Genomic DNA, 12,305 nt, shown 5'->3' with positions numbered 1-12,305 from the left:
CAGCTCTGCGCTTCCGGTCGTTCGTTGGCGGGGTGGGAGGCCGCGTCTCCCCAGATCGGCGGCCTCATCCCCCTCATAGAGAGGGGGGCCGGGAACTCCTCCCCCGAGGCTCCCGACCCGCCCAGCCGGTGCAAATTCCCCTGCACCAGCGCCTGAACTCCGCCCCCCGGTGGAGTTCGTGTGGCTGTCTCTATGGGATGAGACGACGCGGCGGCCGATTCATTACGCGAGTTCTCAGATTTTCTTCGAACTTCTTGCGAGGTTCGTTCTGAAATCGCACCCGACCTGGCATTTCTTCGGATTGATCTTTCGCGATGAGACTTGCCGCGAGGGGTGGCCTCTGAAGCACTTTCAGGAGAGAATGGAAAAGACGCGTGATGAGAATCGCTCTCGCGCGTCTCTTCCTGTGGAGGCGTTCCTGCGCCCCAGGACCGATGGATGACAGTGCACGCAGAGAACTCGACCAACGACGAACCGATCGGCGACGCCGATCTCATCCTCCGCACCCGCTCGGGCGACACGGAGGCGTTCGGAGAACTCTGGCGACGTCACTATCCATCCGGACTCTCCGTCGCGCGTTCGATCACCTCGTCGATCGACCCTGACGACCTCGTTCAGGAGTCGTACACGCGCATCTATCAGGCCATCATCAAGGGCGGCGGGCCCAACGGCTCCTTCCGCGCCTACCTCTTCACGAGCATCCGAAACACCGCAGCCGCCTGGGGACGGTCTCGTCGTGAGACCGCGATCGACGAACTCGACTCCGTCGCCGATCCGGGCAGCACGGATCAGGCCGCCAATGAGGCACTCGACCGCAGCCTCACCTCCCAGGCGTTCCGCAGCCTCCCCTCCCGTTGGCAGGAGGTGCTCTGGTACACCGAGATCGAGCAGATGAAGCCCCAGGACGTGGCTCCTCTGCTCGGCATGAAGTCCGGTGCGGTGTCGCAGTTGGCGTTCCGCGCCCGCGAAGGACTCCGCGAGGCATGGATCCAGGCGCATCTGCGCAGCGCAGCGGCGGGTTCGGACTGCCAGTGGACCATCGAGCACCTCGGTGCCTACTCACGCGGCAACCTCGGCACGCGCGATCACAAGCGCCTCGAAGTGCACCTCGACGAGTGCGCGCGATGCATGATCGTCGCCGCCGAGGCGAAGGACGTCTCCACTCGCCTCGCCCTCGTGCTGCTTCCGCTCGTGCTGGGCGTCACCGGCGCGGCCGGATACCTTGCGACGCTGCAGGGCGGCGGAACACCGATCGTGGCACTCGCGGCCATGCCGTCGAGCATCCCGAACGGCGTCTTCGTCGGCGATCTGGGAGCGGGTGCTGCCGCGGGTGGCGCCGCAGCGTCGAGCGCCGGTTCCGGCTCGGGCGGGGCCGCCGGTTCGGCTGGCGCAGGTGTCGCCGGGGGCGCTGGCGCCTCCGGAGGCGTACTCACCGGCGTGGGCGCTCTCGTCGGTGCCGGCTCCGCGGCACTCGTCGTCGCCGGCGTCGTCGCCGCCGCGACGATCATCCCCGGTCTCGCGGGCGCGGAGCCTGCGACCTCGCTGCCCAGCGCCGGAGGCAGTGACTCGTCGTCGATCACCACCGAGGTCGGTCCCGACGAGTCTCTCGACCTCGAACAGCCGATCATCATCGACGAACCCGTCACCGAGCCGGTGAAAGAGCCTGTCGTCCCGATCGAGGACAACACCGCGCCCCCTGCTCCGGAGCAGGCCGGACCGGTCACCGCGCCGCCGACGACTCCGGCACCGCCGGTCGTGGTCGCCCCGGAAGAGCCGGGCACCGGCGAACCGGGCACCGGCGAACCCGGAACGGGAGAACCCGGAACGGGAGAACCGGGAACGGGAGAACCGGGCACCGGCGAACCCGGAACGGGAGAACCAGGCACCGGCGAACCCGGAACGGGAGAACCAGGGACCGGAGAACCAGGCACGGGAGAACCCGGGACCGGCACCGGAGATCCGACGGATCCGACCGTTCCGCCCGTCTGGGCGATGGCCGATATCTGGATCGACACGAACCTCAAGACCCATTTCAGTGTGCCGATCACCGGCGCCCCGGGTACGACCGTGGAGGCGCTGCTCGACGACAGCGCAGACGGCGGCAGCCAGGTGGTTCTCGACGCCAACGGCGCGGGCATCATCGACCTGCGTCCCGATCTCGTGCAGATCTTCTGGTTGTCGAGCACGAAGGTCACCTTCCGCTACGTGCTCGCCACCGGCCCCGGCCCGTCCGTCGACACGACGCTTCGAGCGCTCAGCGGCATCGACAACGACTCGCTCCTCGTCGTGACTTCCGAGAGCGCGACGACCGATGACACGACAGCCCTCGAGGAACCTGCAGACGAATCCGCGGTCGAGCCGGCTCCTGCGCCCGCTGAGTCGGCCGCGCCGACCGAGGCGACGGCGCCCGTCGCACCGGCAGCACCGGCAGCACCGGCTGAACCAGCCGCCCCGGCCCCGGTCCCGGCGCCTCCCGCAGAGCCTGCTCCCGCCGCGGCGCCGACCGAGGTCGTCGAGGCGAATCCGGCCCCCGCCGATGCCGCCCCCGCCGCGGCCGAGGAGTCCGTCCCCGCCGAATAGACTGGATCCATGCCCCAGGATTCCGCACCAGTCCCCGGCGTCGCGCGTCCGGTCATCACCGTCCTCGACATCGTTCGCGTCGTCGTCCTGGTCGTCGCCGTGGCATCCCTCGCCCTCTGGGGTTTCGCCAGTTCGACGCTCCCCTGGAACGTGATCCTCGGCATCGGCGCTCCGATCGTCGTGATCCTCCTCTGGGCGGTGTTCCTCTCGCCCCGCCCCGTTCTCCGCGTGCACCCGTTCCTGCGCGCGGTCGTCGAGCTGTTCATCTACGTCGGCGTCACGATCGCCTGGTGGTCCATGGGCCAGGCGCTGATCGGCTCGGCTTTCGCCCTCGTGGCGATCGTCGCCGGAGTCCTCAGCGGCCGCCGCGCGCTGGCGTGAGTTCAGGCTCGTGAACACGCTCGCGCTGCTACAGCAGGAGCTCGGAGACCTCGTCGACGTCAGCGTCGCGGCACTCGAAGACGCCAGGGCCGACTGCTCCGGCCATGCCGCCGTCGGCCGCCCCCTCGCTGTCGTGCACGCGGAGACCGTGGCGCACGTCCAGGCGACGATGCGCATCGCGTCTGAGACCCGCACACCGGTGGTCGTCCGTGGCGCCGGCACCGGCCTCGCGGGGGCCGCCAATGCGGGTGAGGGCGAGATCGTGCTCTCGACGCGGCGGATGACCGCTCTGCGAGAGGTGCGCCCCGAAGATCTGCTCGCCGTGGTCGAACCCGGCATCCTGAACGCCGACCTCAACGCACAGCTCGCGCCGTACGGCGTGTGGTGGGCGCCGGATCCGGCGAGCCGCGACATCTCCACCGTCGGAGGCAACATCGCCACCGGCGCCGGCGGCCTCCTCTGCGCGAAGTACGGCGTCGTCCGCGACGCGGTGCTCGGCGTCGATCTGGTGCTCGCCGACGGCCGGCTGCTGCACCTCGGCCACCGCAGCGTGAAGGGTGTCACCGGCCTCGACCTCACCTCGCTGATCATCGGCTCCGAGGGAACGCTGGGGGTCGTCGTCGGTGCGACGCTGAAGCTGCGCCGACTCGTGCCCGGCGATGTCTGCACGGTGACCGCCACCTTCCCCGGGGTGCGGGCCGCCGCCGCGGCCTCCGCTGCGGTCACCGCCGCCGGACTGCAGCCCGCGATCATGGAGCTGATGGATGCCGCGAGCCTTGCCGCCGTGCACGCACTCCTGCACCTCCCCGCTCCCGCGCTCGGAGCCGCGCAGCTCACGATCCAGACCGACGGCCCGGCCGCGGTCGTCGAAGCCGACACGATCGCCGGCATCCTGCAGGCACACGAGGGCGTGGTGACCGTCTCGCACGATCGCGAAGAAGGCGAGCGGCTGCTCGCGATTCGCCGCTCGATGCATCCGGCGATGGCCGCTCTGGGCACGACGCTCATCGAAGACGTGTCGGTCCCCCGCAGCGCGATGCCCGCGATGTTCGACGAGATCTCCCGCATCGAGCAGGAGTTCGGCCTCGCCATCCCCACGGTCGCGCATGCCGGAGACGGCAACCTGCATCCGAACTTCCTGTTCGACGGGCCGGAGGCGCCCGACCACGTGTGGGCCGCCGCCGACGAACTGTTCCGCGCCGCGATCCGCCTCGGGGGCACTCTCACGGGCGAGCACGGCATCGGCGTGCTGAAACGGCGCTGGCTCGCCGACGAGCTCGGCGACGATCAGTGGCAGCTGCAGCGCCAGATCGCCGCCGTCTTCGATCCGCTCGGGATCCTCAATCCGGGGAAGGTGTTCGCCCCCGATGCCTGACATCCATGTGAGTGCGGCCGTGATCGTCGACGACGACGGGCGTGTGCTCGTCGTCCGCAAGCAGGGGACGACGCGGTTCATGCAGCCGGGCGGCAAGCCAGAGCCGGGCGAGTCGGCGGCGCAGACCCTGATCCGGGAACTGCACGAGGAGCTCGGGCTCGACCTCGATGAGGCAGACCTCGTCCCCCTCGGCACCTTCATCTCCGAAGCGGCCAACGAACCGGGGCACCGTGTCGTCGCGGAGGCGTTCTCGACCTCCATCGACCCTGCGACGGCCACCGTTCAGGCCGAGCTGGCCGAACTCCGCTGGATCACCCCGGCCGATGCCGCCACGCTGCCGCTGGCGCCGCTGAGCGTCGAGCATCTGCTGCCCATCGCCTGGCCGCCTCGCTCGCTCTGAGGGCCGTCGAAGAGGTTCAGATGCCCTGCCAGGCCGGCTTGTTGGCGAACGTGTAGCGGTAGTAGTCGGCCAGCCGCAGGCGCGACGCCGCGGCCTCGTCGACGACGATGGTCGCGTGCGGGTGCAGCTGGACCGCGGAACCCGGCAGGAACGCCGTGAGCGGCCCCTCGACGGCGTCGGCGACCGCTTGGGCCTTGCCCTCGCCGAACGCCAGCAGCACAAGGTGTCGGGCCTTCAGGATCGTTCCGAGGCCCTGCGTGATGCAGTGCCTCGGAACGTCGTCGATCGAGTCGAAGAAGCGCGCGTTGTCCTCGCGGGTCTGCTCCGTCAGCGTCTTCACGCGCGTCTGCGAGGCGAACGACGAACCCGGCTCGTTGAAGCCGATGTGACCGTCGGTGCCGATGCCGAGGATCTGAAGGTCGACGCCGCCGGCGGCCGCGATCGCCGCTTCGTAGTCGTCGCCCGCGTGCTGGATCGTCGCCTCGGCCCCGTTGGGGACATGGATGCGCTGCGGGTCGAGGCCCAGCGGCTCGACGACTTCGCGGGTGATCACCGAGCGGTAGCTCTCCGGGTGCGCAGGGTCGATGCCGACGTACTCATCCAGCGCGAAGCCGCGTACCTGCGAGAGGTCGCGCCCGGCGAGACGGGTGCGGAGCGCGAGGTAGACCGGCAGCGGCGTCGACCCTGTGGCGAGACCCAGCACCGCGTCAGGGCGACGCTCGATGAGCTCGACGATCTCGGAGGCGACCAGGGCACCCGCGGCTTCCGCGTTCTCGACGATGACGACCTCAGCCATGGGTAACGATCTCCTTCTCAGAAACGGATGCGCCGACGAGTGCGGCACCGAAAGCGGCGGCGGGTGAGCCTGCGGCGAGCAGCTCGATTCTCTCATCCAGGCGCAGCGATCGCATGAACGGTGACGCCTCGGCGCCCGCGTGCAGCGCGGCCCGGATGCCGTCTTCGAGGCGACCGCCGAGGGCGGTGAGTCCGCCCCCGATCACGACCGTCTCGACGTCGGCGGAGAGCACGAGCACGCGGACGGCAGCGGCCGCGCCGCGGTAGAGATCGTCGCGGAGCGCCAGCGCGATCGGGTCTCCGCCATCCGCTGCGTCGAGGATGTCCCTGACCGGGAGAGCGCCGGGGCGGCCCCACGCCTTGGCGAGTGCGCCGCCACCGCAGAACGTCTCCACACAGCCGCGCTGACCACAGCCGCAGAGTCGACCGTGCGGGTCGACGGAGATGTGACCGACCTCGCCGGCGGTGCCGCGCGAGCCGCGCCAGATACGGCCGTCGATCACGATGCCCGCGGCGACACCTGTGCCGAGGTTGAGGTACGCCATCGATCCCGCCACGCCGTTGAGGACGGCGGCTCCGAGGGCTGCGGCCTTGACGTCGTTCTCCACGCGGAACGGCACGCCCAGCGCCTGCGAGGCGCGGGTCGCGAGGTCGAGCGACTTCACGCCGAGGTTGACCGCGTGGTCGACCCGCCCGGTCTCGACGTCGACGAGGCCGGGGATGCCGATGCCGACCGAGCCGACGTCGGCGAGGGAGAGACCGGTCTCATCGATGAGTGCGGTGACGGCCATGACGATGCTCTCGACCACAGCATCGTCGCCCCATCCGGCGGACCGGCGCAGGCGTCCCAGGATGTCGCCGGACGGAGAGACGGCGACGGCATCGATCTTCGTCCCGCCGACGTCCAGGCCCACTCGAATCGGCCGACCGGTGCGGTCGGCGCTCTCAGCACCCGTCATCGGATGACGCGGGCATCTGTCGTGGCTGCGGCGCGGGTCACGACACTCCCAGTTGTCCGGAGAGCACCATCACCGCGGCTCCGCGCAGGACGATGTCGTCCTGGTGAGTGCGGCGCACGACGACATCTTCGAAGACGCCCTCGAGCGTGCGCGCGTGCAGAGTCTCGATGGCCGCGTCGATCAGGATCCCGTCGAGCAGATCGGCCGGGCCCGACAGCACGACCTCCGAGAGGTCGAGTGCCGCGACGATCGGGGCGATGGCGATCGCCATCCGCGTCCCGGAGTCGCGGAGGATCTCGTCTCGCCTCGCAGGGTCGGCGGCGAGCGCCTCGCGCATCCGGCTGACGCTGAGCCACGCCTCGAGGCATCCGTCCTTGCCGCAGGCGCAGCGCGGTCCCCCGTCGGTTCCGACGACCACGTGACCGATCTCGCCCGCGGCGAAGCGGCTGCCGAGAAGCGGCTGGCTGCCGGTGATCAGACCGGCGCCGACACCGCGGCCCAGTTTGATGAGCATGAAGTCGGCCTTGGCGTCTCCGAACGTGTACTCGGCGAGCACCGCGGCGTTGGCGTCGTTGCGCGCGAGGACGGGCAGGTCGAGGTCGGCGCTGAGCTTGGCCTCGAGCGGGAAGTTCGACCAGCCCAGGTTGGGCGAACTGAGGACGAGTCCGTCCGGACGCACGACACCGGGCGTCCCGATACCCACGCCGAGCAGCGGCTGAGTGGAGGCTGCGACGAGGCTCCGCGCGAGCTCGAGCGTCGCCGCGTACACCGCATCGCCGTCAGGGGAATCCGGACGGGGCACCTGACGGCGTTCCAGGACGTCGCCGTCGAGGCTGAGCACCGCCCCTTCGAAGGCGTTCGGCCCGGACAGGTCGAGCCCGAGGATCTGATGACCGACCCGATCGATGTCGATCAGGATCGGCGGCTTGCCGGGCCCGACGGCCTCGCGCACGCCCATCTCGATGACGATCCCGTCGGCGATGAACTCGGCGACCAGGTCGGAGATCGTGACCCTGGTCAGACCGGTCTCTCGCGAGAGATCGGCGCGACTCATCGCCCCGGCGTGATAGAGCGTCTGCAGCACCAGCGCACGGTTGTGCCCGCGTGCGTGCTCGGGGAGCACTTTCGAACGCGACCGGAGGTGGCGTCCGGGGCCGAAGGCGTGCGCACTGGCACCGCCCCCGTACTCCGACGGGGATGCGGCGCGCTGATCATCCGAAACGGACATGTTTGTTAGTAGACCTTACGAACAAAATTTGTGCAACCTCTGCCGAGGACCGGAAGGCGAGGGTTACCGAAACGTTACATTACTTTCGAGCATCGCCGACTGCGGTCTTCGATCGTTCGATGAGCCGCTCGACGAGGCCGGCCACGATCTCCTCCCGCGCTTCGACGGTGAGCGGCTTTCCGGGGATGCCGGGGCGTCGCTGATCCGGCGCGGGGCCGTCCAGAGGACGATACCGCACGCCTGCCGCCGCGAGGCGGCGCAGGTGCGTCGGCACTCGGCGCCCGAAGTCGTCGAACGGTCGCGGCTCACCGCCGTCCCACAGCCTCTCCGCGATCGCCGCCAGCCGCGGGAAGACGGCGAAGTCGACCCGGTCACGCGTGGGCAGGTGCTCGCTCCACACGTTCGCCTGGCCGCCGACCGCCCCCTCCTCCACGCGCAGCGTGTACGCACGCTCGATGCTCAACGGAGGTCCGACCCGGATGGGCTCTTCCGTCGACTCCGACTGCGGGTAGTCCAGATACGCCTCGAGGTCCGGACACGCCACGACAGGGACGCCCCGCCGCAGCGCCTCCCGCATGGCCGCAGGCCCCCGCCAGGCGAGGATGCGCACCCCCTCCGGGACATCTCCCTCGAGCACCTCGTCCCAGGCCAGGGCCGACCGGCCGCGGCTGTGGACATGGGCGGCGAAGTGCGCCGTGAACCAGGGCTGCACGTCGTAGGGGCCGCCGAGGCCCAGTTCCTGCATCCGCGCCGCGGCCGCGGCGCTCTCCGCCCATTCGACGACGGGCACCTCGTCACCGCCGATGCCGATCCACTCCGAATCGAACACGTCGCACAGCGCGTCGATGGCAGCACGGCCGAACGCGAGGGATGCTTCCGTCGGCGCGAGCGTGCGCGGATTCACGCCGAAGCGCTCCCAGGGCCCGGTCGCCGGCTCCGAGACGTCGAGATTGCCCAGCTCGGGGTAGGCGGCGAGACCCGCCTGGATGTGTCCGGGCAGCTCCACTTCAGGAACGAGCGTCACGAATCGCTCGGCGGCGTACGCGACCAGGTCCCGCAGCTCAGCGGTCGTGTAGAAGCCCTCGTGGACACCCGGCTCGACCGTGGAGAGGGGGCCGTGACCGCGCTGCGTCGCCTCGCGTCGTGCTCCGACCTCGGTGAGTCGCGGGTAGCCGGGCACCTCGAAGCGCCAGCCCTGATCGTCGGTGAGGTGCAGGTGCAGCACGTTGAGGTGATGGTCGGCGAGCAGGTCGATCAAGCGTCGGACCTCGTCGACGGGACGGAAGTGCCGTGCGACGTCCAGCATCACGCCGCGCCACGAGTAGGCAGGCGCGCCCGCCCACACTCCGGCAGGCACGACCGCGGTCTCGGCATCCGGGTCGCGGAGCTGGCGCAGCGTCGTGCTCGCCCGGAACACGCCGGCCGGAGTCGCGCCGCGAAGCTCGATGCCGTCCGCGGCCACGGTGAGACGGAAAGCCTCATCCCCTATGCGCCCGTTCTCCGCGAACTCGTCCGCGAGGCTCGGGTCGATCACCAGACGGATCGAGGGCTCCCCCGCAGCGGCGTCCCTCGCCCTCAGACGCGCGATCGATGCCTCGAGTCCGGGGGTTTCATCTCCGGACGGTGCGACGATCGGTGTCGCGGGGGTCCACCGGAAACCGGGTGCCGCGGGGTCGATCCGGGCACGGATGCGCGGCACGGTCGCCCGGTGCGCCGGCGGCGGCATCCGCAGCGCTCTGCCGGGCGTGGCGCCGGTCACCGCGCCGGCGGATACGACGGGAACACCGCCCACCAGCACTTCCACGATGCCGACGGGTGCCGCGAGAGGGTCGTCGAAGGTCGCACCGGCGGCGATCGTCTGCGGGTCGAACAGCACCAGATCTGCCGTGGCCCCCTGCCGGATCACACCTCGCGGGGCGTCTCCGCGGTGGAGCCCCAGGCGCGCGGCGGGGGTGCCCGCCAGATGGCGCACGGCCTCCTCCAGCGTGAGGATGCCGAGCTCGCGCACATAGTGACCGAGGTAGCGGGGGAACGTGCCACGACCGCGTGGATGCGGACGCGCTCCGACCAGGATGCCGTCGCTGCCACCCGTGTGGCGCGGATGGCGCATGATGGTGCGCACGTTGTCCTCGTCGCCGATGTGCATCAGGATGCCGGTGGCGCCGGCATCCGCGACGATCGTGTCGAGCACAACATCGATGGGGCGCCGTCCGCTGGTCGCCGCGATCTCATCGACGTGGCGCCCGACGAGGTCGGCGAGCAGAGGATTCGCGACGCCGGAGATCTGGATCGCCGACCAGTCCGCCCGCTCGCCGTGGAAGCCGTCGCAGCCGCTCTCCTCCACCTCCCGGCGCACGATCTCCCGTCCGTCGGCATCGAGGTCGGAGATCGTCCTCAGCAGATCTCCCGACGCCGCCAGTCTGCTGGGCAGCAGCGCGGCGAGAGTCGTCGCCCCGGGAAGATAGGGATACGAGTCGAGCGTGACGTCGACGCCGTCGGCGATAGCCTCGTCGATCAGCGCGAGAAGCTCGGCGGCGCGACCCCGGTTGGGAGCGAAGTTCATCGTGGCGTGAGTCAGATGGATCGGGCAGCTGGTACGTCTGCCGATGTCGAGGGCCTCGCGGTAGGCGTCGAGCGCTCCCCCGCCGTAGCTGCGCGTATGCGGCGCCCAGTAGCCTCCGCGTTCCGCGACGACGCGGCAGAGCGCCACGAGCTCGTCCCTGTCCGCGTACATCCCGGGCGTATAGGTGAGACCACTCGACATCCCGAACGCTCCGGCGTCGAGCGCCGCGCCGAGAATCAGGGCCATCGACGCGACCTCTGCCGTCGTCGCCGGGCGGTTCTCGTGCCCGACCACCATCATCCGCAGGTTTCCCTGCGGCACGAGCACCGCGGCATTTGCCACGGCGGCACCGTCGATCGCCGTGAGCAGATCGTCCATGGTGCGCCACGGAGTCGCCTCCGGCATTCCGTTCCAGCCGGCGATCTGCGCCGGGATCACCGCGGCTGTCGCGTCATCGAGCGGCGCGTACCCGAGCCCGTCCTGCCCCAGCACCTCGGTCGTGACGCCCTGTCGGATCTTCGCGTCGTGACGGGCGCCGCTCAGCACGGCCAGCTCGCTGTGCGCATGCATGTCGATGAACCCCGGGGACAGCACGAGCCCCGCGGCATCCACCTCGACGGCGCCCTCCGGCAATTCGAATTCGGTGACGTCGGGAGCGGTGCGACGCACGATCCCCACGATCCGCGCACCCTCGACCGCGACATCGGCCTCGTATCGGGGCCCTCCGGTACCGTCCACCACGGTCGCGCCGCGGTAGATCCGCACCAGGCCGGCCGCAGCCCTCTCCACACTCAGAAGCATGTCGCGATCGCTCCGATCACTCGAGGGTCAGCAGCATCGGGATCATCGATCACGGCCACCACCCGCCATTTGTCGAACGCCGTGCACGGATGTGAGAGCCCGAGACGCACCACGTCACCGACCGCGACGGCGGCGCCGTCCGCGAGGCGGAGGAAGGCGTGCTGGTCGTTGAGGGCGGTGATCTCTCCGTCGACCGACTGCGGCGTCGGCAGATCGATGTCGAACGGCACATCACGGCGCCCGGCGTCGAGCAGCGCGAGCCCGTCGTCGGGCTGCGACACGACACGCGCCCACGCGTGCATCGCCGAGCGCAGCGGTGCAGTGCCGGTGAGCGGGCCGAACGGGGACATGCGCCCATAGAAGCCGTCGTCGTGGATCTGGAAGGCCCCCGACCGCAGGACCACGTCCGCGTCGACGCTCCCGCGCAGGACCGCGGCCACGCGATCGGGGAAGGCGCTCCCGCCGGCGCTGAGGACGGGGCGGGTGCCGTGGGGATACTCCAGCCGCCCGTGCAGCTCGACGATGGTCTGCAGGAAGTCGTCGACGGCCCTGACGGAGGCGTCGCTGCGGTCGGGACCGAACGGTCCTTCGTAGCCCGCGACGCCGGCGAGACGCAGTCCGGGCGCGGCCGAGATCGCCGCAGCGATCCGCTCCGCCTCCTCGAGGGAGCGCGCACCGGTGCGGCCGCCCACGCCGCCGAGCTCGACCATGACATCCAGCGGTCGGCGGCCGCCGGCCAGCGCTCGTGTCAGGATCTCGACGCCGGCGAGCGAGTCCGCCCAGCAGAGGATCCGCAGGTCGTCGTCGGCATCGAGCAGCTCGCCGAGGTGCCTGGCGGCGGCCTCATCGGTCACGGAGTTCGCGATCAGCACCGTCCGCACACCCGCGTCGACCGCCACCTCGGCCTGCCACGGCGTCGCCACCGAGATGCCCCAGGCGCCCCCGTCGAGCAGGCGCTGCCACAGGGCGGGCGCCATCGTGGTCTTGCCGTGCGGGGCGAGCAGCACTCCCTGCTCTCGCGCCCATGCGAAGACGGTCTCCTCGTTGTGCGCGATCGCCGTCTGCTGCACGGTCAGAACCGGCGTGACGAGGTCGGAGAGGTGCAGATCGGCACCGGCCACCTCCGACAACCGGAGGCCGGAAGCGCGAGCCGGGAAGCCCTTCGCCCAGGCGCCGAGAACGGGATCCGGAATTTGTAGAGGCACCTAACAAGGCTACTAGGC

General features: G+C 70.4%; 9 protein-coding genes. 4 read left to right on the top strand and 5 right to left on the bottom strand.

Going from position 1 to position 12,305, the window contains the following annotated elements; genetic code table 11:
- Positions 1–438: 438 nt before the first annotated feature.
- The 4 genes from V5D55_RS12085 to V5D55_RS12070 are packed head-to-tail and all read left to right on the top strand — an operon-like array spanning position 439 to position 4,736.
- The gene (locus V5D55_RS12085) at positions 439–2,580 is read left to right on the top strand and encodes a sigma-70 family RNA polymerase sigma factor (RefSeq protein WP_435743321.1); all 2,142 of its coding nucleotides are present in this window, start codon (positions 439–441) and stop codon (positions 2,578–2,580) included.
- A gap of 9 nt (positions 2,581–2,589) precedes the next feature.
- Entirely contained in the window at positions 2,590–2,961 is a 372-nt protein-coding gene (locus V5D55_RS12080; protein ID WP_435743319.1) for a YrdB family protein, read from the top strand.
- Between the two features lie 10 nt (positions 2,962–2,971).
- A complete protein-coding gene (locus V5D55_RS12075; protein WP_435743317.1) occupies positions 2,972–4,336 on the top strand; it encodes an FAD-binding oxidoreductase in 1,365 nt (454 codons plus the stop codon).
- A complete protein-coding gene (locus V5D55_RS12070; protein WP_435743315.1) occupies positions 4,329–4,736 on the top strand; it encodes an NUDIX hydrolase in 408 nt (135 codons plus the stop codon). The genes V5D55_RS12075 and V5D55_RS12070 overlap by 8 nt, the downstream gene beginning before the upstream one ends.
- 16 nt (positions 4,737–4,752) lie before the next feature.
- Here the strand turns inward: V5D55_RS12070 and V5D55_RS12065 are convergent, their stop codons facing one another.
- The 5 genes from V5D55_RS12065 to V5D55_RS12045 all read right to left on the bottom strand — a co-directional run bounded on the left by V5D55_RS12065 (position 4,753) and on the right by V5D55_RS12045 (position 12,287).
- Positions 4,753–5,532, bottom strand: a complete 780-nt coding sequence (locus V5D55_RS12065) for a glucosamine-6-phosphate deaminase (protein WP_435743313.1) — start codon at positions 5,530–5,532, stop codon at positions 4,753–4,755.
- Complete coding sequence (locus V5D55_RS12060; RefSeq protein WP_435743311.1) at positions 5,525–6,490, bottom strand: ROK family protein; 966 nt, start codon at positions 6,488–6,490, stop codon at positions 5,525–5,527. Before V5D55_RS12060 ends, V5D55_RS12065 begins: the two co-directional genes overlap by 8 nt.
- 37 nt (positions 6,491–6,527) lie before the next feature.
- The gene (locus tag V5D55_RS12055; protein ID WP_435743309.1) at positions 6,528–7,718 is read right to left on the bottom strand and encodes an ROK family transcriptional regulator; all 1,191 of its coding nucleotides are present in this window, start codon (positions 7,716–7,718) and stop codon (positions 6,528–6,530) included.
- Between the two features lie 79 nt (positions 7,719–7,797).
- Positions 7,798–11,082, bottom strand: a complete 3,285-nt coding sequence (locus V5D55_RS12050; RefSeq protein ID WP_435743307.1) for a family 20 glycosylhydrolase — start codon at positions 11,080–11,082, stop codon at positions 7,798–7,800.
- Positions 11,073–12,287 (bottom strand): alanine racemase, encoded by a 1,215-nt coding sequence (locus V5D55_RS12045; protein WP_435743305.1) that lies wholly within the window; start codon positions 12,285–12,287, stop codon positions 11,073–11,075. The genes V5D55_RS12050 and V5D55_RS12045 overlap by 10 nt, the downstream gene beginning before the upstream one ends.
- Positions 12,288–12,305 lie beyond the last annotated feature (18 nt).

Source organism: Microbacterium sp. PMB16 (genome assembly GCF_051294855.1).
Classification (GTDB): Bacteria; Actinomycetota; Actinomycetes; order Actinomycetales; family Microbacteriaceae; genus Microbacterium.
Note: the sequence above shows the minus strand (reverse complement) of the source record. Positions and strands in the feature narration are given on the sequence as shown.